This window comes from Thauera aminoaromatica, assembly GCF_000021765.1.
GTDB classification, from domain to species: Bacteria; Pseudomonadota; Gammaproteobacteria; order Burkholderiales; family Rhodocyclaceae; genus Thauera; species Thauera aminoaromatica.
Genome location: NC_011667.1, coordinates 13,689 through 37,660 on the forward strand (window position 1 = coordinate 13,689; position 23,972 = coordinate 37,660).

The following is a 23,972-nucleotide window of genomic DNA, read 5'->3' on the forward strand; positions in this document are numbered from 1 at the left end:
TCCGTAGAGCAGATAGTGACCACAATGCTCAACTAGATGACGCCTACTGGCTTCAAAAAATACCCGACCTTCTCGATATCTGGGGTCCACTTGCGCGCTAGCTGAACGAAGTTCTTCTTCCGTGGGGCTCGGGCTATGATCGTCGCAAACGCGCTTGATCAGTGCCTCGAGTGCGGACTCTGCGTCCAATGGTCTTATACCAAAGCTTGTATAGGATTCGAGACTCGCAGGCCGGCATCCGTGATGCGCTGCCAGGTGCGTAAAGCAAGACCGCAATTCTTCAAGTATTTTTGATCGCAGTTCGTGTGCGTCGCTAAGATAACCAGGAAGAAGACGCGAGAGCCAACTCAGATCGTCAGTGGTGACATCGTCGCATTCTTCTTGCCTCAGTTGACTCACTACCGAGTCGTTAAAGATTGCAGGTAGAAGACGCTCGACCTTCGCCATCCAAGTCTGTGCGTCTTCCCAAATGAGTGGAACACGGTTGGTATTTTTCATTCTTGACGCCTAATATCGCGGGACTCGCCCGACTGTGCGGCCCTTGGCGCTGATTCCGTGCGATCTTGGGCTTAGCGGTGCGGTGTGAAACTCATGGAGCAACTGCATATCGCTATTGGGAGATCGTATTCCGCCTCTTTAGCTGCTCTACGAACATCCGAGCAGAACGAAGCCGTCCATTTTTGTAATCGGCATAACTTGCATCGTGGTCGTTAACTAAATTCTCCATTGATTTCTCAATGCCGGCTACTAACAAGGGCTCGAAATACGTCAAGCATGAGTCGTCAATGCTGTGCTCAAGCTCGCCGGTTGCTACCGCCTCACAGTACCAAACGCCATATTGCATAACATTAAGGTCGCGACGCTCTCCATAATCTTCTTGAGCGGCTGCAAAGAACTTATTCCAATATTTATTGGCAGTTTCTTTTAGGTTTCTCTCTGCAAATATTCCAGCGATTAGTGCCAGATCTGACCACGTGCCGAGTTTCACGGACCGCAGATAGACTCGCAACGCCATTTCGAGATCTTGTCTCACAAAACCATTGCCCCAACGATAGATGCTACCTGCCGCCGAACATGCTGCGGCATGCCCGAGGGCTGCGGCCTGCTCAAAACATTTGACGGCCTCTCTTGGGTTCGGCAGCGTCGTCTCGGTACCATCCATGTATGCGAGCCCGAGTTCGTAGAGATTTTCCGCCAAGTCCTCAGACGTTTGAGGTGGTATTTCGCTGGGGTCCTCACTGTAGCCTGTACTGATAGGCATGAGATTAGCTGCCTGAGCGACGGTCTGAACTACGACGTGTAGAGGGGCATTGAAGAACTCCCGATTCTGCGCGTGGCGATACCCACCTCGCTCAAGTTCGCGGTGCACCCAGGCTTCAGCGCTGTCACAGTCTGAAACCGGTTGCTGAAATATAAGTGAGAAGGGCTGAGGCACTCCAGTTGGAGAGGAAAGTTCGGCGACCCGAGTATCGGGCTCTCTCGTGGTCTTTCCAACCTTGGAAAGGCCGGGCATCGTCGGGTTTGTCAAGACGTACAGAAATCCTTTTGCCACTTGAATCTCCATTAGAACGACATAGCAGGGGCTTTATTAAGGCGGTTTCAAGTCTGAAGTGCAACACCGCCCTCCTATTCATCGGGCTCTATGCCGTTTCCAGTGGAAATTGACTTCTCAACAAACATGATCTGCGGTGGTACAACCGCCCGACACTGACGCCGACCTCGCACCCGATGAACAACCAGATCGAAGCCCTCTTCACCACCGCACTTGGCCTGCAGCCGCCCTGGCACGTCGCCAAGGTCGAGCTCAACACGGCCAAGCGGCGCATCGACTTCGAGGTCGAGCACACCGGCAAGCGTGCAGCCTGCCCTGCGTGCGGGGTCGAGCATCAGTTGATCCATGACCGGGTGCGCCGCAGTTGGCGAGGCTCTATGCCGTTTCCAGTGGAAATTGACTTCTCAACAAACATGATCTGCGGTGGTACAACCGCCCGACACTGACGCCGACCTCGCACCCGATGAACAACCAGATCGAAGCCCTCTTCACCACCGCACTTGGCCTGCAGCCGCCCTGGCACGTCGCCAAGGTCGAGCTCAACACGGCCAAGCGGCGCATCGACTTCGAGGTCGAGCACACCGGCAAGCGTGCAGCCTGCCCTGCGTGCGGGGTCGAGCATCAGTTGATCCATGACCGGGTGCGCCGCAGTTGGCGACACCTGGATTTCTTCCAGTTCGAAGCGTGGTTGCATGCTGAGGTGCCGCGCGTGCAGTGCTCGGGCTGCGGCAAGACCGCGCAGTTGCCGGTGCCGTGGGCACGCGAGGGCAGTGGCTTCACGTTGCTGTTCGAGGCGCTGGGCCTGTCGCTGTGCCGGGAATTGCCGGTAACCCAGGCCGCCAATCAGATGCGGGTTGCGCCAAAGCGGCTGTGGCGGCGGGTGCGCCACTATGTCGAGGTGGCCCGCGCCAAGGACGACATGTCGGGCGTGCGGCACGTGGGCATCGATGAGACCAGCGTCAAGCGTGGGCACCAGTACATCACCGTGGTGCATGACTTGGCGGCCCAGCGCTTGCTGTTCGCCTGCCCCGGTCGTGACCATCAAACCTTGGGAGCCTTTGCCGATGACCTGCGTGCGCACGGCGGCGATCCGGCCAGGATCGAGCACGCCTGCATCGACATGAGCGCGGCCTACGCCAAGGGGATTGGCCAGTCGCTGCCCAGCGCGCAGATCAGCTACGACCGCTTCCACGTCGTTGCCCTGGCCAATGCGGCGATGGATGAGGTGCGCCGCGAGGAGATGCGAACCTCGGCTGCGGCGGTCCGCGAAGCGGTCGGCGCAGACAGCAAGAAGACCCTTCGCCAGTTGCTGTGGGGCATGCGAAAGGACGCGGCGAGCTGGACCCGCGCGCAGTTCGAGGCGATGCACTGGCTGCAGCGCTCGAACCTGAAGAGCGCGCGGGCCTGGCGGCTCAAGCAGGCCCTGCGGCTCGTCTACCGCGAGGCGCGCGACAGCAACAGCGACGCGATCGCCCTCGGGGCACTGACGAAGTGGATGAGTTGGGCGCGACGCTCGCGGCTCGAACCGTTCAAGCGCCTGGCGGCCACGTTGAAGGAACATCTCGGTGGCGTCGTGCGCGGCATGCTCGATGGGCGCAGCAACGCCTACGTCGAGGCGATGAACGGCCTGCTTCAGAAAGCGAAGTCCGCTGCCCGAGGCTTCCGGGACCCCGAGAACTTCATCGCGATTGCCTACCTGCGCATGTCCAAGCTCAAGCATCTACCACAAAGCCCCTTGGTGCCGGCCATCCCCCGCGACTACGGGCGCTACCGTCATGTTTGTTGAGAAGTCAATTTCCACTGGAAACGGCATAGAGCCTCCCCCGCGACTACGGGCGCTACCGTCATGTTTGTTGAGAAGTCAATTTCCACTGGAAACGGCATAGAGCCATTCATCGGAGCCCGCAAGTTTGGGCTAGCTCATGACTCCTTCCCGTTCTGGACTCAGGTAGAAGCGCTAGGAATCTCAGCAACTTAGCGAACGCCGGCGTGATGATGTCCGAGTGCGGAAGCCCGGCAGACAGCGCTTACCGCGCACATCCGCACGCGCCGCACGTACACACGATCCAGCCGCACTCAACACATTCAATTTCAACTTTATTATCAAGCGGGTTCTTACATGACCAGCAGTGAGTAACCCGATGGGTCTTGACTGGATTCTTCTTCCTCACTCCATAATCGGGAAGCCCCCTGTGTCGAAGAAAATTGGCGTGAGCCACATCTGGAGGTGCTTTAAGCGACATTCCGTTGTAAATCTTGAAATCATTGTAGGCGCCGACAAGTTGGACAAACTCTTGGTCGGACACATTTGGCGATAGTTGTTCTTTGAAGTCCTGTCGTTCGAAGTCAGCAGTTTTTCGCGAAGCAAGAACAAAGGCACGCAGCATGCCGTTCTCAACTCCGTTCTGCACAGCCTCATCTAGGAGCACAAGCCCCAGTTTTGCATGCTGTGCAAGCCAGAATAGCCAGCCGTTCGTCGAGACTCTTCGGGCTCCCATGAAACTTCCTTTTTATTTGGGGACGACTTTTGGAATCACAGTGCTTGGTCTTTTACTTGCTCATCCGTTACTGGCTCGGTTCGACCCTGGACCTCCGTTGGGCTTTAAAGAAAGAAGTCGCTCAACGCTCACGGGTCACAGCCGAATTTTCAAAGCCACCTTGGTGGTTTCACGCATAACGTTTTTGTCCCCGGGCAAACACATTTATTGCGATCTTCCTACCAACGTTCTCGGGTTTGCAGCAATACAGGCCGGGTCCGTATGGGCACCCCCAGTATCTTGTGCTATCCGGGTGGCGAGGATTGGGTTGCTTCCGATCACGCAGGATTCTTTTTTCGCCACAACCAGCACAGATTCTCTCTTTCGGCCCGAGGCCAAACATTTTGAGCAAACTCATCATGTCATCCTTTCAAACCAAGATCTCTCGTTTTTGCTTCTCATAAACGAGGATGCTAGATTGATCCAAGCCAGCTTGAACAATTCTAGTTTCCCCGGCCTTATAACGCTGGAGGTCAACGATCAGCGAAAGCAAATCTTCAAGCTCTGGCTTCCACGGCTTGGCATCAAACGCCCAAGTAGCCATGCCTCCACTTTCATCCACTCCCTTCACAGCCGACATATCGAGTTCGATAGCAACATCAACGTCGCTGTCAGGGCGATGTTGTTCACGAGCACGACTACCGAACAACCAGAGTCGACCAACCAAAGGTTCTTTGGCAGCCCAGGCAGTAAGTAGCGCATGTATCTCGGCTAATTGCATAGGAAAAAACTAAGTGCAGAATAGAATGGTGGGAAAAGTTGCGGTCAACGACATAGTGGGGTGATCCGATCCATGCTGGACTTAGGTGGAGAGCATACCGACTCGACCGGATGACCGCTATCCGGATCGGGTGGCGACCGGCTGCTGATGGCCGGGTGTGTGAGGTCACGAACGGCAGCTTCATGGCAACGAAACTCGCAGTAGGCTGGTCTGCCTGACCGGCGGCTTCAGAGAAGTCTGGATGGCCGCTTTGGGTCGTCAAGAGACCGTCGCTAAAAATGTCAAATACTTAGCGCACGATTATTTCCGAGTTCTGCGGCGCCCCAGCGCCACTGATTATTAACCCGGCCCTTAAATACGCTCACTACGCAGCATACGCAGCGGCCGGGTGTTCGAAGTAGGACCGGACACGCTCGGGGAGCGAGGCGATGCGGTCCATGATGGCGTGGGCCTTCTTCAAGAGCTGCGAATCATCGCGGCTGGGCGGCTCCAGGCGCAGCGCGGTCTTGAAGTCGTGATTCAGGTATTCGTCCGGATTGGACTCGGGCGCATAGGGCGGCAAGTAGAACAGCTCGATCTGCGCACGACGCGTCTCGACCCAGGCCTGGACGAGCTTGGCGTGGTGCACCCGCAGGTTATCGACAATCAGGAACACCTTGCTCGCCGCACTGGCGATCAGTCGCTCGAGAAACTCGATGAAGCGTTCGGCGTTGATCGTGCCCTCGACGATCTGGAAAGCGATCTCGCCCCGGTTGGTGATCGCCGAGATCATCGATAGCTTGGCCCAGCGGGCCGACGCCTCGAGCACGGGCGTGCGGCCGGCCGGCGCAAAGCCTCGAATCCAGTTCGTATCTTCCTTGACCGCCGTTTCGTCCGCCCAGTAAATGACCGCGCCTTCGGCCTTGGCGCGCGTGGCAATGGCCGGGTAGCGCTCGCGCAGCCAAGCCTGGACCAGATCGCTGCGCTGCTCCATCGCCTTCTTGACCGGGCGCTGGGCGGTGTAGCCCCAGCGCTTCAGATACTTGCCCACGAGGCGATCGGACAACTGCAGTCCAAATTGCTGCTCCACCAAGGCCTGGATCGCCCGCCGGGTCCACAGGGCAAAAGGCAAGCTCAGCTGTTCGGGCACCGCAGCCACGATGCGCTGCCGCACCCAAACCTCCTGCGCCATCGTCAGCTTCCGGCAGGCCCCATAGGGACGGCCTCGCGTCTTCTCGACCAACGCCCCGACACCGTCCGTGCGCGCTTTCCTCAGCCACGCCTGCACCGTGCGCACATGGACTCCGGCGATCTTCGCCAACTCCACGCCCGTCATTCCGGACTGCGTGTTCAGGCGCAGCACCATCTTGCGCAGCGTCTCGCGCCCTTCAGGACCCAGCTTGCGTGCATCGATCTTTTCCATGCACACATTATAGAGAAAACAGCCTATTTAAGGGCCTGATTAATAACTCAAATGGCGGCTGGCGGCTGGTGACACGACTGCTTGTTCTACCGCCCATTCCTACGCTGTACCACTGGGAGCCGGCCTCAGCGCACGCTTAGCGTACTTTGCGATCCGTTTTCTGAGACGCCCCCAAGAAGGCTTTTCTGCCCGCACTCAAGAAAGTGCTCGCGGTGTATCCGAAGGCAAAAGTCGAGCAAGTCACAGGCGGGCTGCTGCTTTTCCCCTCACCGCCTCCTATCCCCTATAAATAATTGTATTCATTGTGAATTTTGCAGGTGCACGCATAATCGCACCCCTTTTAGCCAATTCGCATGGAATGTAACGGCGCGCGGTGGGGGCGATCGCCAGGATCTGGATAAGCCTGTGGACCGTCGGAGTTGTCCACGCATAGTCGCCCCCCCCGTCCACGCATAGTCGCCCCCCCCTTTCCGGGATTTGCGCGCATAGTCGCCCCCCCCAGGTACGCATAAAGACCCCCCCCCTAAACCTTTAGGTAATGCCTTTAGCTTTTTTCCTTTATCTCTTGACCTGTAATAGGTCGCACGCACTGTGGATAAATCGCATATCCGAAGCCGGGCGAGGGGCACCCCTACGGGGTTCCCCCGGCTGCGCCGGCCCCCCCTCCCCATTGAACAGGCCCCCCCAGGGGGGCCATAAACCAGCCCCCCCAACCGAGCTTCACCGCTCCGGCAATCTCTAGCCCAACCACCCCGGCACCGCCGAAAAAGGCGGTCTGCAGAGAAGCAAAGCAGGGAGCCGGCAAGCAGCTTTCCTGCAGCAGGGTGACGCACTGAACCGCAGATGGGCGGCGCGCGGTGCGACAATCCAGGCCGAACTCAATCCTCCGAATACCCCGATGACCACCCGCCAAGCCCCAGAAATCTTCCAGATCCCGCTCGACGACCTCGACCCGGCGGGCCTGCCGCCGCGCGGCACGCCCGAGTTCGAGCAGGCGGTGATCGGGCGCTACGCGCTCGACTACGCGGCGCGGGGCTGGCAGGCCGTGGTGGCGGTCGATGAGGGTTTCGTGCGCGTGGTCGCGGTCCCCGAGCGCGGGGTCGAGCCGAAGGCCTACGTGCTGGGGCTGCTGCAAAACGGCTTCCTGGAGGATGCGCTGCCGGTGCTCGAGGCGCTCGACGGCATGCTGGACGACGCCGAGATCGCCTACAGCCACGGGCTGTGCCTGTCCGAACTGAGGCGACCGGCAGAGGCGGTCGCCCCGCTGCAGCGGGCGGTCGAACTCGACCCCACGCACGCGAACGCGTTCATCGCGCTCGGGGTAGCGTTCGCGCGCACCGGGCGCGCCGACGAGGCCGCCGACGCGCTGCGCGACGCGGTCAAGCTCGAGCCGGAGAACGCCTTCGCCAAGCGCAACCTGGCGGCGGTGCTGATGCGTTCCGGCCGGACGGCCGAGGCGCTGCCGTTCTTCCGCCAGGCGGCGAGCCTCGCGCCGGCGGATCCGGGGGCGCAGCTCGGGCTCGCGCAGTGCCTGGAAGAGCTCGGGCCCTCGCACGTGAAGGAGGCGGCCGAGCAGTACAAGGCGGTGGTCAAGCGTTTTCCCGAGCACCAGGCGGGCGAGATGGCCGAAGAGGCGCTCACGCGCATCGGGCAGGACGAGCTGCGCGCGGCGGTCGACGGCGGGCTGCGCATGGACGCGGTGATGTACATGCAGGCGGCGCTGGACCGCTTCGCCAAGCTCGACCAGGCGAAGGTCGGGCAGATCGTGATGGAGATCGCGCTGCTCGGCCGCAACGGGCTCGAGATCAACAAGCCGGCCGTGCGCTACACGCTCGAGAACCTCGAGGGCGAGTTCTCCGGGCTGGCCCTGCTGGCGTACATGCACGTGGGGTTCCGGATGTTCGACGCCAAGGGCGACGCCGGAACCGGGCTCGATCGCGAATACGAGGCGGCGGTGAAGATGCGCCGCGAGCGCTGAGCCCGGCGAGGATCCCGACATGAGCCAGCTCCCCGAACGCTACCAGGCGGCGATTGCGCCGCTGATCGACAAGGCGCGCGAGTTTCTCGAGAAGGGCGAGGAGCTCGCGGCGATGGCCTTCGTCGGCAACTTCACTACCGGGGCGACGGTGCCGACGCCGCTCTTCGGGCGTGGGCCTGCCGACAAGGACGTCGCGGCGCGCTCGGTGAAGATGCTCGCCGAGCAGCTCAACGCCGACTTCGTCTTCGTGCTGATGGAGGCCTACAGCCTGCGGGCCGACAAGGTCGCCCGTTACGAAGAGATCCTCGACGAGTACGGCTCGCTGGCTGATTGCCCGGCGAGCTGGCGGATCGACGTGGTGAGCCTGTCGCTCGAGACGAGACACGGCGTGTGGGTCGCCCAGGTGCCGATCAAGCCGAAGGGGATCAGCAAGAAGAAGCGCACGATCGGGGTGCCCGAGTTCCGGCATTACACCGAGGTGCAGGGGCGGTTCACGGATCTGTTGCCGGTGAAGGAAGGCGAGGGCGGGGCCGGCGGGACGCTGCACTGACCAGGTGTAATTCATATCCAACCGATCGCATCCGTCCTGGCGTGTCGGACCGGCCCTGCTCCCGACTGAATCAAGTCATCCCCGGTAAGACCCACAAGGCTGGCGCCCGTCGCCGTCCCCCGATTTTCCCCTGCAGCGGTAGACCCACACGCGATCTGCCGTCGGGTGGCATCCTCCGTTGTTGCGGTATGACTGGGCGACGTCGTCCCGGACCTCAAGCAACGTGATCCGCGCGTCCACCCATGACCTCCCTCCGCCCATGTTCTGCGTCGGTGTCCAAGAGACAAGATGGACCCTGTTGGGATGGACCGCCACGTCTAGCAACGAAGCATGGGAACCGTCGGCGGGCGTCGTTGAGAGCACGTCGATCGATATGCGGCATGTCTGGTAACCGCTGTTCGTGTGAAGGTCGTACCTTGTCGTCTCCCCGTCAGGCTGGTATGTGAGCCCGGCCAGTACCGTGGCGAAATCTACGGCATTGGGCGGGACGCCGACGTACGAGGCAAGGCTTTTCAGTGCAGACGAACACCCCGAATGGTTCAGGCACTCGGCTGTGGTGTCCATGATCCCTTTGGGTTCCATCGTGACATCAAAGACCAAAGCCTGAGCCCTGAACTCCTGGGCTAACGCGGGCTGGCACGCAATGGTGATAAGCGAGACCGCTAAGGCGTGTTTCATGTGTCTCATGGCTTCCTCCGTTTTTCGTATTTGTTACGGCTGCATCACGCCGGGGACCTTCTGGCCTTCAGGATGTGAGTGCATACGGTCAGCATAGGACGATGTAGATAAATTGCCACGCGTCTTCCTGGACTGGTGCTGTATCGAGAGGACGCCTTACGAGACAGCCAAAATCGTCTGTCAAGCCCCTCCCGGCTTGTCGACCGGTACGGCCCACCATTCCTGCGCATGCTGCGCGATGGCCTCGGGGCTGCGGCTGTCGACCTGGAACCCGCGCAGCAGCAGCCCGCGCGGGGTGATCCGCAGCACCTGGACGTCGAACAGCGGCGGCAGCAAGCCGCGCTTGGCCGAGGTGCCCCAGCGTTCCCACAGTTGCGCCGCGTGCAGCGGCCGCTTCTCGGCGGTCCCGATCGGGATGTCGCCTATGCTCAGGGTGCCGGTGATGCCGGGGTCGGCCAGGCACGCCTCGCGCGGGCGCCGAACTCCGGCCACCATCAGTTCGATGACTTTCACGCGCATGATTTGACTGTAAAAAAATACAGCTTATTTTCGCCCAATGCGGTCGGTTTGGGGCGGCGATCGACCGCCGGGGCTGGAGGAAAACGCCATGTGCGGACGCTATGCGCTCTACGGTCCGGTCTCGCGTCTGCGCGAGGCCTTCGAGGCGGAGCCCGAGGGGTTCGAGTTCGAGCCGCGCTGGAACGCGGCGCCCATGCAGTGGCTGCCGGTGGTGCGGCAGCGGCCGAACGGCGAGCGGGCGATCCACCGCCTGCGCTGGGGCTTGGTGCCGTCGTGGGCGAAGGACGAGGCGATCGCCACGAAGCTGATCAACGCGCGCGGCGAGTCGGTCGCCGAGAAACCCTCGTTCCGGGCGGCGTTCCGCCGCCGGCGCTGCATCGTGCCGGCGAACGGTTTCTACGAGTGGCAGCAGGTCGCCGGTGAAAAGCAGCCGTTCTACATCCATCCGGTCGGGGGCGAGTTTTTTGCGCTCGCCGGGCTGTGGGAGCGCTGGACGCGGCCGGTCGATGGCGAGGCGATCGACACCTTCACGATTGTGACCACCGAGGCCAATGCGGCGATGCGGCCGCTGCACGACCGGATGCCGGTGATCCTGGCGCCGGGGGATTGGTGGGCGTGGCTGAACGGGGCGACGGCGGTCGAGAAGGTGCAGGCGCTGGTGAGGCCGTGTCCCGAGGCGGCGCTTGCGGCGTATGCGGTGGGGAAGGCGGTCGGCAATGTCCGCAACGACGGGGCGGGGCTGATACAGCCGCTCTGAGCCGGTTTTCGGCCATCGACCGGCGTCTTCCCTTGTCTCCCCGCCGTTCGTGGCACTGCGCCTGTTTTCGAGCGTGGTGGCTCAGGTAAAAACGGCTCTTTCTTGGGCTCGTCTCGGAAAACGGAAAATAAAGCACGCTAAGCCGGTCGCTGCCAGCGGGGGTATCGGGGTGCATAGCTGCTTGCATAATCATAATAATCATATTATTATGATTATTATCTAGTCACGCCCGGAGAACTCCACATGAACCCGAATCTTCCCCTCGATGCCCGCGAGCGTGTCTTCGCTGCGGCAAGCCAGATCTTCGAAGAGTCCGGCCGGCAGACGATGCCCACGGTCGACCAGGTGCGCCGCCTGGCCAAGGTCGACATGCACGCCGCAACCGCCGCAATGCGTGAGTGGCGCCGCCAGCAGACCGCTCAGGCGGCGCCGATCGCCGTCGCAGTGCCCGAAGTCGTGGCCAAGGCGAACGAGCAGGCGATCGCCCAGCTCTGGACGCAAGCTCAGGAGCTGGCGAACCAGTCCTTGCGCGAGGCGCAATCGGCATGGGACGCAGAGCGCACCGAGCTCGACCAGATGCGCGTCGAGCTCTCCGATGCGTTCGAGGCCCAGGCCGACGAGCTCGAGCAGGCCAAGTCGCGGATCGAGGCGCTCGAACGCGAGGCGCGCGAAACCGCGGAGATTGCCGCGGTCGAGATCCAGAAGCTGCGCGATGAACTTGGGCAGGTGCGCGGCGAACTGGGCGCTGCGACCAGTCGCGCCGAGCGTGCCGAAGCGACTGCGGCCGAGCTCGAGCATCGCGTGGACGACCTGCGCGCCGAGCTCGAGCGTGCGCACGGCGATGTCGACCAGGTGCGCGCCGAGATCAAGCGCGCCGCGACCGACGCCGAAGGCCTGCGCAGTGAGCTCGCAGCGGTGCGGGCGAAAGCGGAGGCTGCCGAGCACGCCCACCAGGAGCACCGCAAAGAGGCTGCCAAAGAAGCGCAGCGCTGCGCCGACAAGGTTCTCGCTGCGGCGAAGGAGCGCGACGAGATGAGCAAGGCGACTGCCGACGCGCGCGAGTCGGCCGCACGTCTTGCCGGCCAGCTCGAAGCTGTCCAGGCGCAGAACAAGGCGCTGATGGAAACCTTGCGCGGCAAGGTCGGCGGCAATGGTTGATCCAGCCCGCCGCGCGGCGATCAACCGGCAGGCCTGTGCCTGGCTGGAGGCCAATGCGCTGATCCTCGACACCGAAACGACGGGCCTCGGCGACGACGCCGAGGTCGTCGAGATCGCGGTGATCGACTGCGCCGGAAACGTGCTGCTCGATACCCTCGTTCGCCCGAGCGGGCCGGTCCCGGCGGAGGCCGTCGCGATCCACGGCATCACCGACGCCATGCTCGCCGACGCGCCGACCTGGTCAGAGATCCACGATCGATTCTGCTGCCTGGTCGAGGGCCGCCAGGTCGTGATCTACAGCCGGGAATTCGACGCGCGCCTGATCAGCCAGACCGCGCGCCGGTACGGCTTGCCGGCGCCGAAGGGGTTCGACCAGGTACTCGACGACGACCGCATTCATTGCGCGATGCACGCCTATGCTGCGTTCCGCGGTGAGTGGAGCGAGGAGAAGGGACGCTATCGCTGGCAGAAGCTCTCGGCAGCAGCCGAACAGCAGGGTGTGACCGTCGGCAACGCACACCGTGCGCTCGGTGATTGCGTGATGACGCTCGGCATCATCCGCGCGATGTCATGCTCATTTGATGACAAAAGCGTATGATAATGGTCTTAATCAATTCAGGAGCGCACCATGGCTGCACCGAAACTCATCTTCTCCACGCCCACCGAGATCAAGCTATTCCGCCGGCAGCACAGCATGAGTCAGGCCGAGTTCTGGGCGAGGATCGGTGTCACGCAGTCGGGCGGATCCCGGTACGAAAGCGGGCGCACCATCCCCAAGCCAGTCCAGCTCCTGCTGCACGTCGTCTATGCGCCCGACGCGCGCACGCAACGCCTCGTCGACTACCTGCGCACCTGGAAGACCCCGGGTGAAGTCGAGTCCGAGGCCTGAAGAACCTTCACCGCCCCGCAGCGTCCCGCTTCGCGGCTCGTCTGAAGTCCCACGGCGCCACCGGCGCCCGATCGGCCCATAGGCCGCGCCGCTCCTCTTGCGCGCGGTTCTCGGCGTGCGCGTAGCGCAGCCGGTCCATGAGCGACTGCTCCCGCTCGTATTCCCGGTAGTGCCACGCCATCCCCGCCGCCACCTGGGCGAGGTTGGCGTCGATCCCGTCGACCTTGATCTTGCACACCGCCCGCTTGTAGCGGTCGGTTTTCCGGCAGTCGGTGGTGACCTGCTTCCCGAGCACAAGTTGATCCAGGTGCTCCCGCGAGCGGTGTCCGAAAGCCTGCTTGCGCTCGGGCGCGTCGATGCCGGAAAGGCGGATCTTGTGCTGCCGCTTGCCGGCGTCGAGCAGGGTGACGGTGTCGCCGTCGGCAATCGAGACGATCCGGCCATCCAACGTGTATCCTTGGCCGTAAGCATTAAATGGTATAAAAAATGCGGCGGCAAAAAATAGAAAAATAATATAAGTCAAGGGGTTGAAAATTCTTATGATTAAATTTGTTGTAATTTTATTTGTTAGGATTCTAATTTCTTTAGCTGTAATTTCTGGCTTGACTTATATTGGGTTTTCTTTTGGTTTTTGGTGGGGTCTTGCTTGTTTTGTAATTTCTTTGGGTCTTGCTAAGGGCATAGTATTTTATGATGAGCCTTCTAATTATAATTACAAGACCGTTTCTACGTGCTTGCGTTGCGGCGGTGCTGGTAACAGAACAGCTTCTTCAAACGGTAGGGTCGGCTTCGTTTGCGAGGATTGCAGACGTTTCTGGACTGAGCGAGATAACTAGTGATGGCGTTCGACAGCGCAATTGGTAGTCAGAACCACTCGAACCGATGCGCTCGCCACTCTGCCCCGTCCACGATCCCTTCGCGGTACAGCTCCGGCCAGTTGCGGAAGAACGGCACGAAACCCGTGTCCGGCGCCCGGAACATGAACACCGCCAGGCCGCAGGCCAGCACGACCACCCCGCTCAGGATGTACTCGCCCATGCCGCCGGTCCGCATCCGGCCGCCGAGCAGGGTCGTGCGGCGGTCCGACCACCACGACACCGGAACGCCGGTCACGGTGAGCGAGTCCTGCAGCCAGTGACAGATCGCCCCCACGGCGAAGGCCACGCCCCAGCCGCGGAAATCCCACACCAGCAGGAAGAAGGCCGCGGCGGTTAGCCAAGTCAGCAGCACATGCGTAACCGTGCGGTGTTTCACCTTGCGCCCGGCGGTGCTACCGATCCACTCCATCCAGTCGGGAGCGGTCGAGCCGAGCATCGCCAGCGGGACCATGCCAGGGTCGATTACCGCGGCGATCGAGCCGGCCACGGCGACATGGTTGAACCATCTCACGGCCGGTCCTTGATGACGCGGTCGAGCTCTGCCTCCACGTCGGTGCGATCGACGCACATCCCTACCAGCAGAAGTTTTGCGGCGGTCAGATCGGCGGCAACCGTCATTAGCGTCGACTCGATACCGGCGACCTTCGCGATCGCATCGATCTGCTCTTTCGTCTCGGTCACGCCGGCGGCGACCCGCCGGCTGCTGCGGGCCTCGATTGCGCGCCAGAGCCCGAGCTCGCGCCGTGCGATCGCACGCGCGGCGAGGAGCTGTTCGATCTTGCCGACGTTCTGCGCGACCAGCGAGCGCCGCATGGCTTCGCGCTCGCGCTCCCGATCGAGCTCGAGCGACGAATATAGCGGGATGCGCGCGACGATCCCGGCGTAGGTCGAGGTTTCTGCGGTCTGGACGAGCGCATTCGACTCGCCCTGCTGGTTCGCGTAGCGGCCCTCGAGCGCGATCTCGGGCTTCCACCAGGTCGGCGACGGAAAGCAGGTGATGACCAAGTCGTAGAGCCCGCGCGCATCGAGCACCGGCGGCGGCTCGAGCGCGCCGGCCGGCGGTTGATCGCGCACCTCGTCGGCACCGTCGAAGCGCGGCAGGTGCCAGGGCGGCGGCGGTGGTTTGTCGTCGGCGGTTGCGGCGTGTGCTGTGCTCGCCAGCACACCGGCGACCAGGAGGACGAACCAGGCCACGGCGGCGAGCCAGAAGAATGCTGCGAAGCGCAGCCAGGGCGAGAGCTTCATGATTGCTTTGCGGAACGGGCGCCGCGCCCGAGAAGGTGAAGGCCCCCGACCACAGCCGCCACCGGCCAGGCGCCGGCGGCGGTCGCCAGCACGGCGATCATCCAAGCGATCACCGCAGTCATGTCATAGGGCGCATCGCTGTCCAGGTGCACGTACTCCGGACTGCGCGCCTGCAGGGCCATCCGGAGCGTGATCGGGATCCGGCCCTCGCTGGTCGTCGTCGTCACCACGCGCCCGGCGCCGCGCACCACCTGAACCATGATGTCCGCCTTCCGGCCGGTGAGCAGGTGGGCGTCGTCGATCAGCACCGCGGCCCGGTTCGTTTCGACCCACGAGATCAGGCGCTCGGTGCGCTCCCAGGTGCGGAGCTTGTTCCACCGCTCGCCGTTCTGCTCGACGTGGGCCTTGATGCGATCGTCTTCGGCCCACGCCGATAGCGGCATGTGCGCCCGGAGCATCAGTACTGGGTGCTTGCGCCAGATTCCCGGTGCCTGCGTGTGCAGGCGGGTGATCCAGCGCGTCTTCCCCGAGGAGTTCGCGCCGCTGACCAGCCAATCGGTTTTCACCGAGAGCGCTTTCTCGTCGAGGACCGGGCCGTACTTCCGGGATTTCGTGCGCACGAGCGGCACGACCGAGCGCACGCCGTCGTTCCTCACTCGGCCGCGCCTTAGCTTCAGGATCAACATCACCGCCTCCCGTTCGTGTGTGTTCTCCGGCCCCGCCGCCCCGCGGGGCGGTGTCCCGAAAAAACCAGAGCGGCTGTGCGATCGGCGCGCGCGCCAGGCCGCAGGCTTAGGGGGAAAAATCCGCTCCAGGGGGTGTGTCCTCACCCCTCAGGTATGCTGTCCCGATAATACGAGGGAATAAACGGGACGGATAGGGGGCGAGGGATGTCGGCGACCAACCCCACGCCCGGCCTACCCCGGCCGCCCCGAGCGCCGCGCGGACTGACACTCCGCACCCGGCCGGAACCCCCCCGGCCGCGTGCTTGCGGCTCCGCTCGGCGCCGCTGGTGCCACCCCGACCGGCCCGGGCAGCACCGCAGCGCCCGGCAAACCCCCGCCCGGCGCCGCGCCGCTGCCCGACCCTGCGCCGATGCAACCTGCCCGGCCGAGGCCCCGGCGGCCTGCGGCCAGCCCCCGGCCCGGCCTACCCCAGACGCCCCGAGCGCCGCGCGGACTGACACCCCGCACCCGGCCGGAAACCCCCCCGGCCGCGTGCTTGCGGCTTCGCTCGGCGCCGCTGGTGCCACCCCGACCGGCCCGGGCAGCATCGCGGCGCCCGGCAAACCCCCGCCCGGCGCCGCGCCGCTGCCCGACCCTGCGCCGGCGCAACCTGCCCGGCCGTGCCGGGGTCGGCCTGCGGCCGCCCCCGGCACGGCCTACGCCGCCCACGCTCGGGCACCGCGCAGTCATCCACAATTTCTGTGGATAACCCTTTGCACTCTCCGGCCAGTTCCGCTCCGGGCTTGGCCCCCACTCGTTGCGCAAAAAAGTGGCGCCGTATCCTGAAGGCATACTCGCACGGTGCGCCCCTGCGTGATCCGCTTCCCGCGCGTAGCACGCTCGCCGCCCTGCCTCACCATGCGCCGGCCACCACCCGCCCGCGCCCCTGCCGGCGTGCTGGGGTGGCTGCTACTGCCATTCATGCGATATCGATCAAGGTACAGAAAGATATCCAATCGATATCGAATAGAGATTTTTTGTGTGGAGATGCGGCCCGATCCGATTCGACCGCCGGACATCGTGCCGGCGTGCTCGGGCGCTGGGCGCTCTGTCCGGCGCGCCCGAATTCGACTTGGTCGGACTGAACGACCGCACCGGTCCCGAGCGCAGCAAGAACCGCCGCAGCTCGACGGCCCGCGCGAGCGCCGGGCTCGCGTGGCGGCTCCGGTCTGTCACGGCGCGTGCTTGCCTACGTACTTTACATAACGACCCGGGTATTATTTGCAGCCCGCCTTCCGGTCGCAGGCTCCCTACAGGCGGTCCGCAAATAATAGGCGTTATGTACTTGCGGCCCTTCGGGCAAGTACTCCGGCCAGCACGCGCCGCGCCAGCCCTCCGCCGCCAAGCCAGCCCGGCGCGGATCTGCCGGCGCCGCTCGACGGTCGGAAAGTCAGAGGCGCCGCGCTGCGCGCAGCGCCGCAAGGGTGGCCCGGCCGGCGCCCTTCCCGGCCTGTCACGGCGCTTGCGGGTCACTGCCCGTAGCGGCCAGCCCCACCTAACCCCGCTCCGGTCAGCGCCGGCAAGCGCCGCGCCAGTCCCCGCCACGCCCGAAGCCGGTCGCCGGCCGGAAAACCATCGGCGCTCCACCTCCTGCGCCGTGCGCTCGTCCTGCCGCGCCCGCCCTTGCGGGCGCTCGCGGCAAGTCTCGCGCAGCACCCGCACCGCAGCTCCTCGTCCGCCAAGTCAGCAGGCCCGCTGCGCAGGCCAGCAGTGTGGCTTACCACCTACACCGCTCGACCCTCACCGCGGTGCGCTCGGCCAGCGCCGTGCGCCCTGAAAAACCTAGGGCGCACGGCGCACGCCTCGCGCATGCACCCGTGTCGCCGCTCACCGCTCGTCATGTCACTCGGCCCGCTGCGCAGGCCGCTTCATGGCCTACCAGCATTTCAGTGGCCCCACCGCTGCGCGGTCGGGCCAAAGGCAGTGGGTGCACGGCCTGCGCTGCGCTCCGGTCATGCGCCGCCACGTCCCCCGCCCGCCCACTCTGCGCGCTGCCCCGCGAGGGGCGCGCGCAGCCCCGCCCTGGTGAGGGTGTCGCGGCCATCATCGGTGTCGGTGTTTAGGGTGTCGTGCCTTCGGCCGGCGGTGTCGCTATGGGCGGGGCCGTGGGCGGGCTGGTCGTGCCGGCAGCCGGTGCGTGCTGCGCCGCCGGAAAACCGTGGGCTCCGCCCACACCCGCCCCTATCGCGGGGGGCTCGGGGGCTGGGGGTAAAAGGCCACCCCCAGCCCTCGAGCAAGCGTATTTTTTTGCGCGGCGTCAAGGGTTCGCGCCTGCGGCGCCCGGCCGGAGGCCGGCCCTTGACGCTGGAACTGCCCGCTTTCATCTATGTAATGGGGCCTATCGGCCCATAGCATGATCGAGAAGGTAAGCAGAAGAACAATCCATGTCCGTGCCTTCCGTATCGCCATCTTCAAGAGGAACGAACTCTTTCTGTGCTTGCACTTGATCGAAATTCTCATCGCCTATCGTCCTGTCCAGTCAGTAGCTCCATCTTCTGGAGCTATTCGGCGCAAAAAAAGGGAAGGGCTTCGTGCGCGTCGGGGAGGTGTGGCGATGATGGGCGATGCGTTCTTCACACTTCGAGTAAAACGTTTTGGGGAATTCTGCGCAGAACAAACCATGGTTTTCCCCGCACACCGGCGACCCGAAAAACGGGACGCATATCGTCCCGTTAAAACGCTATAGTCAAGTTTTCCGGGACACTCGCCGAAACGGGACACTTCACATGACCAACCAGGCCGATCGCACCGCCGACCCGCAGGGGCCGACCTTCGCTTACTTGCGGGTCTCCACCGACGCCCAGGACGTGGCAAACCAGAAGCTCGGGGTGCTCGAGTACTGCGCACAGCAGGGATTCGGTGCCCCGGCCCTCGTCGAGGACACGGTGTCCGGAAAGATCGACTGGCGGCGGCGGAAGATCGGCGAGCTCCTCGCGGCGATGCCGCCCGGCTCGGTCCTCGTGGCGGCCGAGATCACGCGCCTCGCCCGGTCGACCCTCCAGGTGCTCGAAATGCTCAAGCTCGCGGCCGAGCGCGAGATCAGCGTGCACGTGGTGAAGAGCCGCCTGGTACTGGACGGGTCGCTGTCGTCGAAGATCACTGCAACGGTGCTCGCCCTGGCGGGCGAGATTGAGCGCGAGTTCATCAGCGCCCGGACGAAAGAGGCGTTGCTGCAAAAGAAGGCGTCCGGTGTGCCGCTCGGCCGTACGCCCGGCCACGCTGCCAAGTTGAGCCTCGACGAGAAGGCTGCAGAGATCGACCGCTATCTGGCCCTGGGCCTGAACCGTCGGGCGATCGCCAAGCTGTGCGGGTGCTCCCCGAACACGTTTTACCGGTGGTTGCAGCGGCGGCGGCCGGAGCTCCTGGCAGCGTCCGAGCCCTCAGCCTCCAGCAGCTGATCGGATGCTTTAAGGTGGTGATTCGACATCAAAAGCATATCAATATGATATCAAAGTGATATCATATTGATATCGTTCTAGCGGCAGAAGCAACGGCGGCAACCGTTGCCCTGCCTGACCACAATCCACCTGTAAGGAGGTGTGCCATGGCTGATGCCATTTTCCCACAAGGGACGCGGCGCGCGCCGCTGTTCGTCCTGATGGCCGAGGACGGTAGCTTCGCTACCTACGACACCCGTACCGGCCCATATCTCACGCCAACCCCCGCTCTTGCCTACTCCTGGCATACGCACGAAGAAGCCGAGTCCCGCATCGAGGACTTCGAGCGTGCGCTCGGCGCCCTGCTGCATGTCGAATCGACGGGAGTCGGAGCATGAAAACCTCGATCGCACAGCAGGCCCTCACCGACTTCTGGCGCTCGGCTTCCATCGTCACATCGGCTTGCGCCGGCGCGGCGGGTTGGTCCGTCGAGATCCATGACGCCCAAGCAGCCTCGTCGCCGAGCGTCCTCCTCTACGTATGGGACAGCGCATCAGGTTGGACCTGGCTCTGTTCTGTTCCCCGGAAGGCGTTCGCTGCGGTCAGCGAGAAAGCTTCTCGCGAGCGGCCCGCAATGGTCGAGGCCATCCGCGGCAAGCTCGGTAACGTGATCTCCCGAGCGGCCGATGGGGTGGCGCCCGACCTTGAAGATTCGACCTCGTGGGAGCAGGTGCTCGGCGCCATGCTGGCCGCCTACGCCGGGACGACCCAGGCTTACAAGCTTGCTAACGGCCTCCAGGGGGGCGGTCACTTCATCGTGAGCTACTACCGCGAGCCCGGCGAGCAACACGGGATGCTCAGGCCCTTCACCCTTCCCGCCGACACTCGCGGCCGCGATGTGCTGCCGGTCGAGCATCTGCTTCAGGCGGTGAAGTCCGTCCAGAGCATGGATCGCGAACGCCATCCGGAATGGTTTTCTTCCTGATGCGGTTATCGGTTCAGCATCGAAACCGCAGAGCTGTAAAAAAATTCAGTTTACGTGTGTTTTAAGGAACAATTTTAGGACATAATGTCCGCAAATTTTCCCAGAGGAAGCATCCATGTCTAACCCGATCGACCTACTGAAAGAGGCTCGCCTTCGGTTTTCGCAGCGCGAGATTGCCGATTATGTGGGCAAGGACATCAAAACCGTTCGCCGCTGGGAGAAAGGTGAAACGCCATGTCCGGCAATCCTCGAGCCCGCGCTAAGGGAGATGCTTCGCACGCCGCGCCTCCAAGAGCTCGCGGAGCCGGACTTCACCTTCATTGATCTGTTTGCAGGGGTCGGGGGTATAAGGATGGGCTTTGAGGCTCATGGTGGGCGCTGTGTCTTCACGAGCGAGTGGGACAGTTATGCTCAGAAAACCTATGCCGAAAACTTCCCTGCCGAGCACCCCCTGAACGGCGATATCACAAAGATTGAAGCTGCAGACATCCCTGACCACGATGTGTTGCTGGCCGGGTTCCCCTGTCAGCCGTTTTCCATCGCAGGCGTCTCAAAGAAGAATGCGCTAGGGCGCGCGCACGGTTTCGCCTGCGACACTCAAGGCACGCTGTTCTTTGATGTGTGCAGGATCATCGAGGAGAAGCGCCCGCGTGCCTTCCTGCTGGAGAACGTCAAGAACCTGATGTCCCACGACAAGGGCCGGACATGGGATGTCATCAAGAGCTCGCTCATCGAACTGGGTTACAACATTTCTCCGCGTGTGGTTGATGGCGCCCACTTCGTGCCCCAGCACCGTGAACGCATCCTCATCGTGGGCTTCCGGAATGAGGACGGTATCCGCTTCGATTGGGATGCAGTGGGCCTGCCGCAGAAGGGAGTCCATGTGATGCGTGACATCCTGCACCGTACCGACGGTACCGAACCAGTCCTCCCGTGGGATGGTGACCGGTTCTTCGATCATGCCGGTCGTAGGGTTCAGGACAAGTACACACTGACCCCCAAGCTCTGGCGCTACCTGCAGGACTATGCAGACAAGCACCGTGCAAAGGGCAACGGCTTCGGCTTCGGTCTGGTGCACCCTGGCAGCGTGGCTCGAACCCTGTCCGCGCGGTACTACAAGGATGGCTCGGAGATCCTTGTCTATCAGGGCGAGGGTATCAACCCGCGCAGGCTCACGCCGCGGGAGTGCGCGCGCCTGATGGGCTTTCCGGACAGTTTCCGGATCCCGGTCTCCGATACGCGGGCTTACAAGCAGTTCGGTAACAGCGTTGTAATGCCTGTCATGCGTGAGGTGGCCCGGGCCATGGTTCCGCACATTCTGGCTAGGCGAGAAGACCGACACGATGTGCCCGAAGCGCTCGCCTGTGCAGCGTGACTGACATTGTCGACCGGGAAACCCGCAGCCGGATGATGGCTGGTATCAGGTCGAAAAACACCCGCATCGAAGTCAGCCTCAGAAAGGCCCTGTTCGCGCAGGGCTTCCGCTACCGCATCAATGATGCCCGCCTGCCGGGCAAGCCTGACATCGTCCTGCCGCGCTATCGCGCCGTGGTGTTTGTGCATGGTTGTTTCTGGCACGGGCACGACTGCAGCCTGTTTAGGCTGCCGGCATCGAATACCGATTTCTGGCGTACCAAGATCGACACGAACCGCGCGCGCGATGAGCGTGCTTGCGGTGAACTCGCCGCGCAGGGTTGGCGCGTTGCAGTGATATGGGAGTGCGCCATACGTGGAAAGAAGGAGGCCGGCGTCATGGCCGTAGCTGAATCCCTGCAGGCATGGCTCAAGATTGGTGCCCCGCAGTTGGTGATTCGAGGCTAACTGGTCACTGGTAGGGCGATCTGCCAGCCATGCACAGTTAGAATGGTGCTTGCTCAGTCAGATCTCGCTACGCATATGACAATAATCTGCCTAACACCTCAGCCAGACTGGGATGCTCCGATCTTCAAGATTCTGGCGAACAACGACACCGGGAGTGCTCCGGGGCATCAGGGCGGGATTGTTATCCCGAAGGATCTGCGTTCTTTCTTTCCAGGGCTTGTGGACAACACGTCGCACTACCGGCCAACGGTTGATCAACGTATTGATGCCCAGCTTTTTGACGGAGACAAATTTCTAGCGACAGTGAACACTCGCTACCAGTATCAGACATGGGGCGGCGCGCGCAGTCCAGAGTCGCGTTTGACGGATCAGCTCTCTACTCTCAGAAATCGCGCAAGCGGTGGCGACATCCTACTCATCCAGCGGAATATCAGCACTCTCGATCAGTACCGCCTCGTACTAGTACGTCAGTCGAGCCCTGATTTTGCGCTGGTCATGCGCCTTGCGGCGGGGAGGCGCTGGGGTGTGCTTTACCCAGAACGAGTTCCCCTTGCAGACGATGATCTAACAGATGCGTTTAAGGAAGAACTCGAGCGTGAGGGCAAGCCTTTCAAACTCATTGACGACGAAGCTGGCACAACAACCGTAACTGTGAAGAAGGTTGCCCGGGCGCTTGCGTTTAGGACGATCGTTATTGCGCTTTACGACGAACGCTGCGCAGTTTGTGGAGAGGGGCTGAAGTCACCTGCTGGGGCTACTGAGGTTGAAGCTGCTCATGTTGTCCCCCGCTCTCAGTTCGGTGCGGATGATGCCCGAAACGGTGTTTCACTGTGTAAGGCACATCACTGGGCGTTCGATAGAGGCCTGTTCGGCGTAGGGGATGATCGCACTGTCGTTGTTCCAAGCTCAGTACGGTCACTTGTGCAGAACAAAAGCATCTCCACGTTTTTGGGTAGGCGAATCAGGGAGGCCAGTGACCCTAGGCGCTCTGTTCATCCTGATGCTTTTGCGTGGCACCGCAAGAATCTGCTCCTCAGCGGCTAGTTGAGCGAGTCAATCAAGGTGAGGGCATCAAGCCGCGCCGACTCCCGCCTAGCGATAAGCTAGGTGCTATTCAAGTCGTGGATAAGTATCGTTACGCTATCGATACGATATACTTAAAATATCCGAACGATTGCGGGGAGCTTGTCAGTGATAGTCACAGTCGGCAACACCAAAGGCGGCGTGGGCAAGACCACCCTCGCCGTGAACATCGCCATCGCGCGCGCCCTCGCCGGTCGCGACGTGTGGCTGATCGACGGCGATCGCCAGGGCACCGCGCAGACCGCGATCGCGATCCGGGCCGAGGCCGGCCACCAGCCCGGGATCGCCTGCGCTACCTACCCGGACGGGCCGACGCTGCGCAGCCAGGTCCAGCAGCAGCGCGGCAAGTTCGACGACATCATCATCGACGCCGGCGGCCGGGACTCGACCGCGCTCCGCGCGGCGCTGATCCTGTCTGACGTGCTTCTCGTGCCGTTCCAGCCGCGCAGCTACGACGTGTGGGCGCTGGAGGACATCGCGGCCCTGATCGAGGAAGCGCGTTCGGTCCGTGACGGTCTGCGCGCCTATGCGGTGCTCAACTGTGCCGATCCGGGCGAGGCTTCCGCCGACAACGTCGGCGCCGAGGAGGCGGTCGCCCAAGTGCCGCAGCTCGAGCTCCTGCAGACGCCGATCCGGCGCCGGAAGTCCTTCGCCAACGCGGCGGGCCAGGGGCTCTCCGTACTCGAGGCGAAGCCGCTCGACAAGAAGGCATGCGACGAGATCAGCGCACTGGTGAACGCGCTGTTCTGATCTTGATTTGCGATTTAATAGATATCGATATGATATCGTAACGATATCGAAAAGGTGCAGATATGGCGATTACGACCAAACCGAAACCCAAGGCGGCGCCTGCCGTGGCAGATAACAGCGCCGCAGCCGAGGCCTTCATCAGCGGTGCGCCCGATGCCTCGACGCCGAAGCCGCAGACCGCTCGACGCGAAACGAAAAAACTCATCAGCCTGAAGATCGCGCCCACGCTCCTGGAGCGCGTCGACCAGCTCGCCGCCGAGCTCGGGCAGAGCCGCGCCGCGCTAATCAATCTCGCGATCCATCGCGCAGTCGAGCACGGTCTCGAGATCGACGGCCTACGCAAGGCCTGAACAACCAACCGGCCGAG

General features: G+C 62.7%; 26 protein-coding genes and 1 pseudogene. 17 read left to right on the plus strand and 10 right to left on the minus strand.

Translation table 11 applies throughout. From position 1 onward, the window contains the following. Nucleotides 1–610 precede the first annotated feature (610 nt). On the minus strand, nucleotides 611–1,552 hold the full coding sequence (locus tag TMZ1T_RS20815) for a GIY-YIG nuclease family protein (protein ID WP_144312245.1): 942 nt from the start codon (nucleotides 1,550–1,552) through the stop codon (nucleotides 611–613). A 176-nt stretch (nucleotides 1,553–1,728) separates the two neighbouring features. Here TMZ1T_RS20815 and TMZ1T_RS19895 point away from each other — a divergent pair. Together TMZ1T_RS19895 and TMZ1T_RS19900 are read left to right on the plus strand one after the other, a co-directional pair. After that, nucleotides 1,729–1,923 (plus strand): annotated as a pseudogene (locus TMZ1T_RS19895) (ISL3 family transposase); the annotation flags it as partial. A gap of 92 nt (nucleotides 1,924–2,015) precedes the next feature. Then, complete coding sequence (locus TMZ1T_RS19900) at nucleotides 2,016–3,338, plus strand: ISL3 family transposase (RefSeq protein ID WP_012592888.1); 1,323 nt, start codon at nucleotides 2,016–2,018, stop codon at nucleotides 3,336–3,338. Nucleotides 3,339–3,579: 241 nt separating this feature from the next. Here TMZ1T_RS19900 and TMZ1T_RS21235 read toward each other — a convergent pair whose 3' ends face one another. The 3 genes from TMZ1T_RS21235 to TMZ1T_RS19905 form a co-directional block, all read right to left on the minus strand. After that, nucleotides 3,580–4,050, minus strand: coding sequence for a hypothetical protein (locus tag TMZ1T_RS21235; protein WP_144312246.1), 471 nt, complete (start codon nucleotides 4,048–4,050; stop codon nucleotides 3,580–3,582). A gap of 409 nt (nucleotides 4,051–4,459) precedes the next feature. Beyond that, nucleotides 4,460–4,810, minus strand: coding sequence for a nucleotidyltransferase family protein (locus TMZ1T_RS20820; protein WP_012592889.1), 351 nt, complete (start codon nucleotides 4,808–4,810; stop codon nucleotides 4,460–4,462). A 364-nt stretch (nucleotides 4,811–5,174) separates the two neighbouring features. Next, on the minus strand, nucleotides 5,175–6,212 hold the full coding sequence (locus TMZ1T_RS19905) for an IS630 family transposase (RefSeq protein WP_012592890.1): 1,038 nt from the start codon (nucleotides 6,210–6,212) through the stop codon (nucleotides 5,175–5,177). An 898-nt stretch (nucleotides 6,213–7,110) separates the two neighbouring features. Between TMZ1T_RS19905 and TMZ1T_RS19910 the strand changes: the two genes are divergently transcribed. Beyond that, nucleotides 7,111–8,190, plus strand: a complete 1,080-nt coding sequence (locus tag TMZ1T_RS19910; RefSeq protein ID WP_012592891.1) for a tetratricopeptide repeat protein — start codon at nucleotides 7,111–7,113, stop codon at nucleotides 8,188–8,190. A 19-nt stretch (nucleotides 8,191–8,209) separates the two neighbouring features. Continuing rightward, on the plus strand, nucleotides 8,210–8,740 hold the full coding sequence (locus TMZ1T_RS19915; protein ID WP_012592892.1) for a hypothetical protein: 531 nt from the start codon (nucleotides 8,210–8,212) through the stop codon (nucleotides 8,738–8,740). 75 nt (nucleotides 8,741–8,815) lie between these two features. Here the strand turns inward: TMZ1T_RS19915 and TMZ1T_RS19920 are convergent, their stop codons facing one another. After that, a complete protein-coding gene (locus TMZ1T_RS19920) occupies nucleotides 8,816–9,427 on the minus strand; it encodes a hypothetical protein (protein WP_012592893.1) in 612 nt (203 codons plus the stop codon). Nucleotides 9,428–9,598: 171 nt separating this feature from the next. Then, nucleotides 9,599–9,937, minus strand: coding sequence for a hypothetical protein (locus tag TMZ1T_RS19925; protein WP_012592894.1), 339 nt, complete (start codon nucleotides 9,935–9,937; stop codon nucleotides 9,599–9,601). An 88-nt stretch (nucleotides 9,938–10,025) separates the two neighbouring features. On the opposite strand from TMZ1T_RS19925, the gene TMZ1T_RS19930 reads away from it, so the two are divergent. From TMZ1T_RS19930 to TMZ1T_RS19945, 4 genes are all read left to right on the plus strand, one after another. Continuing rightward, complete coding sequence (locus tag TMZ1T_RS19930) at nucleotides 10,026–10,694, plus strand: SOS response-associated peptidase (protein WP_012592895.1); 669 nt, start codon at nucleotides 10,026–10,028, stop codon at nucleotides 10,692–10,694. A gap of 243 nt (nucleotides 10,695–10,937) precedes the next feature. Beyond that, on the plus strand, nucleotides 10,938–11,852 hold the full coding sequence (locus TMZ1T_RS19935) for a DNA-binding protein (protein WP_012592896.1): 915 nt from the start codon (nucleotides 10,938–10,940) through the stop codon (nucleotides 11,850–11,852). Further along, on the plus strand, nucleotides 11,845–12,450 hold the full coding sequence (locus TMZ1T_RS19940) for a 3'-5' exonuclease (protein ID WP_012592897.1): 606 nt from the start codon (nucleotides 11,845–11,847) through the stop codon (nucleotides 12,448–12,450). Before TMZ1T_RS19935 ends, TMZ1T_RS19940 begins: the two co-directional genes overlap by 8 nt. Before the next feature lie 30 nt (nucleotides 12,451–12,480). After that, nucleotides 12,481–12,741, plus strand: coding sequence for a helix-turn-helix domain-containing protein (locus TMZ1T_RS19945; protein ID WP_012592898.1), 261 nt, complete (start codon nucleotides 12,481–12,483; stop codon nucleotides 12,739–12,741). A gap of 7 nt (nucleotides 12,742–12,748) precedes the next feature. Here TMZ1T_RS19945 and TMZ1T_RS19950 read toward each other — a convergent pair whose 3' ends face one another. The 4 genes from TMZ1T_RS19950 to TMZ1T_RS19965 all read right to left on the minus strand — a co-directional run bounded on the left by TMZ1T_RS19950 (nucleotide 12,749) and on the right by TMZ1T_RS19965 (nucleotide 15,550). Then, a complete protein-coding gene (locus TMZ1T_RS19950) occupies nucleotides 12,749–13,189 on the minus strand; it encodes a thermonuclease family protein (protein WP_315968374.1) in 441 nt (146 codons plus the stop codon). A 416-nt stretch (nucleotides 13,190–13,605) separates the two neighbouring features. Further along, nucleotides 13,606–14,130, minus strand: coding sequence for a metal-dependent hydrolase (locus tag TMZ1T_RS19955; RefSeq protein WP_012592900.1), 525 nt, complete (start codon nucleotides 14,128–14,130; stop codon nucleotides 13,606–13,608). Next, nucleotides 14,127–14,864, minus strand: coding sequence for a hypothetical protein (locus TMZ1T_RS19960; protein WP_012592901.1), 738 nt, complete (start codon nucleotides 14,862–14,864; stop codon nucleotides 14,127–14,129). Before TMZ1T_RS19960 ends, TMZ1T_RS19955 begins: the two co-directional genes overlap by 4 nt. Beyond that, nucleotides 14,861–15,550 carry a hypothetical protein gene (locus TMZ1T_RS19965; RefSeq protein ID WP_012592902.1) on the minus strand — a complete coding sequence of 230 codons (690 nt, stop codon included), beginning with the start codon at nucleotides 15,548–15,550 and terminating at the stop codon, nucleotides 14,861–14,863. Before TMZ1T_RS19965 ends, TMZ1T_RS19960 begins: the two co-directional genes overlap by 4 nt. Nucleotides 15,551–17,942: 2,392 nt before the next feature. Between TMZ1T_RS19965 and TMZ1T_RS21240 the strand changes: the two genes are divergently transcribed. The 9 genes from TMZ1T_RS21240 (at nucleotide 17,943) to TMZ1T_RS20000 (ending at nucleotide 23,955) form a co-directional block, all read left to right on the plus strand. Continuing rightward, nucleotides 17,943–18,275, plus strand: coding sequence for a hypothetical protein (locus TMZ1T_RS21240; protein ID WP_144312247.1), 333 nt, complete (start codon nucleotides 17,943–17,945; stop codon nucleotides 18,273–18,275). Between the two features lie 40 nt (nucleotides 18,276–18,315). Continuing rightward, on the plus strand, nucleotides 18,316–18,987 hold the full coding sequence (locus TMZ1T_RS19970; protein ID WP_012592903.1) for a recombinase family protein: 672 nt from the start codon (nucleotides 18,316–18,318) through the stop codon (nucleotides 18,985–18,987). 146 nt (nucleotides 18,988–19,133) lie between these two features. Next, nucleotides 19,134–19,364, plus strand: coding sequence for a hypothetical protein (locus TMZ1T_RS19975; protein WP_012592904.1), 231 nt, complete (start codon nucleotides 19,134–19,136; stop codon nucleotides 19,362–19,364). Continuing rightward, nucleotides 19,361–19,951 (plus strand): hypothetical protein, encoded by a 591-nt coding sequence (locus TMZ1T_RS19980; protein ID WP_012592905.1) that lies wholly within the window; start codon nucleotides 19,361–19,363, stop codon nucleotides 19,949–19,951. Before TMZ1T_RS19975 ends, TMZ1T_RS19980 begins: the two co-directional genes overlap by 4 nt. A gap of 115 nt (nucleotides 19,952–20,066) precedes the next feature. Continuing rightward, nucleotides 20,067–21,326, plus strand: coding sequence for a DNA (cytosine-5-)-methyltransferase (dcm, locus tag TMZ1T_RS19985; protein WP_012592906.1), 1,260 nt, complete (start codon nucleotides 20,067–20,069; stop codon nucleotides 21,324–21,326). Beyond that, nucleotides 21,323–21,772, plus strand: a complete 450-nt coding sequence (locus tag TMZ1T_RS19990) for a very short patch repair endonuclease (RefSeq protein WP_041589933.1) — start codon at nucleotides 21,323–21,325, stop codon at nucleotides 21,770–21,772. The genes dcm and TMZ1T_RS19990 overlap by 4 nt, the downstream gene beginning before the upstream one ends. Nucleotides 21,773–21,814: 42 nt before the next feature. Next, nucleotides 21,815–22,816: an HNH endonuclease gene (locus TMZ1T_RS20830; RefSeq protein WP_012592908.1), complete on the plus strand. Its 1,002-nt coding sequence runs from the start codon at nucleotides 21,815–21,817 to the stop codon at nucleotides 22,814–22,816. A gap of 147 nt (nucleotides 22,817–22,963) precedes the next feature. After that, nucleotides 22,964–23,605 (plus strand): AAA family ATPase, encoded by a 642-nt coding sequence (locus tag TMZ1T_RS19995; protein WP_012592909.1) that lies wholly within the window; start codon nucleotides 22,964–22,966, stop codon nucleotides 23,603–23,605. A 62-nt stretch (nucleotides 23,606–23,667) separates the two neighbouring features. Further along, nucleotides 23,668–23,955, plus strand: coding sequence for a ribbon-helix-helix protein, CopG family (locus tag TMZ1T_RS20000; protein ID WP_012592910.1), 288 nt, complete (start codon nucleotides 23,668–23,670; stop codon nucleotides 23,953–23,955). Nucleotides 23,956–23,972 lie beyond the last annotated feature (17 nt).

Coding starts and splice junctions, on each gene's coding strand:
- TMZ1T_RS19900 (WP_012592888.1), top strand. CDS start 2,016: ATGAACAACCAGATCGAAGCCCTCTTCACCACCGCACTTGGCCTGCAG.
- TMZ1T_RS21235 (WP_144312246.1), bottom strand. CDS start 4,050: ATGGGAGCCCGAAGAGTCTCGACGAACGGCTGGCTATTCTGGCTTGCA.
- TMZ1T_RS20820 (WP_012592889.1), bottom strand. CDS start 4,810: ATGCAATTAGCCGAGATACATGCGCTACTTACTGCCTGGGCTGCCAAA.
- TMZ1T_RS19905 (WP_012592890.1), bottom strand. CDS start 6,212: ATGGAAAAGATCGATGCACGCAAGCTGGGTCCTGAAGGGCGCGAGACG.
- TMZ1T_RS19910 (WP_012592891.1), top strand. CDS start 7,111: ATGACCACCCGCCAAGCCCCAGAAATCTTCCAGATCCCGCTCGACGAC.
- TMZ1T_RS19915 (WP_012592892.1), top strand. CDS start 8,210: ATGAGCCAGCTCCCCGAACGCTACCAGGCGGCGATTGCGCCGCTGATC.
- TMZ1T_RS19920 (WP_012592893.1), bottom strand. CDS start 9,427: ATGAGACACATGAAACACGCCTTAGCGGTCTCGCTTATCACCATTGCG.
- TMZ1T_RS19925 (WP_012592894.1), bottom strand. CDS start 9,937: ATGCGCGTGAAAGTCATCGAACTGATGGTGGCCGGAGTTCGGCGCCCG.
- TMZ1T_RS19930 (WP_012592895.1), top strand. CDS start 10,026: ATGTGCGGACGCTATGCGCTCTACGGTCCGGTCTCGCGTCTGCGCGAG.
- TMZ1T_RS19935 (WP_012592896.1), top strand. CDS start 10,938: ATGAACCCGAATCTTCCCCTCGATGCCCGCGAGCGTGTCTTCGCTGCG.
- TMZ1T_RS19940 (WP_012592897.1), top strand. CDS start 11,845: ATGGTTGATCCAGCCCGCCGCGCGGCGATCAACCGGCAGGCCTGTGCC.
- TMZ1T_RS19945 (WP_012592898.1), top strand. CDS start 12,481: ATGGCTGCACCGAAACTCATCTTCTCCACGCCCACCGAGATCAAGCTA.
- TMZ1T_RS19960 (WP_012592901.1), bottom strand. CDS start 14,864: ATGAAGCTCTCGCCCTGGCTGCGCTTCGCAGCATTCTTCTGGCTCGCC.
- TMZ1T_RS19965 (WP_012592902.1), bottom strand. CDS start 15,550: ATGTTGATCCTGAAGCTAAGGCGCGGCCGAGTGAGGAACGACGGCGTG.
- TMZ1T_RS21240 (WP_144312247.1), top strand. CDS start 17,943: ATGATCGAGAAGGTAAGCAGAAGAACAATCCATGTCCGTGCCTTCCGT.
- TMZ1T_RS19970 (WP_012592903.1), top strand. CDS start 18,316: ATGACCAACCAGGCCGATCGCACCGCCGACCCGCAGGGGCCGACCTTC.
- TMZ1T_RS19975 (WP_012592904.1), top strand. CDS start 19,134: ATGGCTGATGCCATTTTCCCACAAGGGACGCGGCGCGCGCCGCTGTTC.
- TMZ1T_RS19980 (WP_012592905.1), top strand. CDS start 19,361: ATGAAAACCTCGATCGCACAGCAGGCCCTCACCGACTTCTGGCGCTCG.
- dcm (WP_012592906.1), top strand. CDS start 20,067: ATGTCTAACCCGATCGACCTACTGAAAGAGGCTCGCCTTCGGTTTTCG.
- TMZ1T_RS20830 (WP_012592908.1), top strand. CDS start 21,815: ATGGTGCTTGCTCAGTCAGATCTCGCTACGCATATGACAATAATCTGC.
- TMZ1T_RS20000 (WP_012592910.1), top strand. CDS start 23,668: ATGGCGATTACGACCAAACCGAAACCCAAGGCGGCGCCTGCCGTGGCA.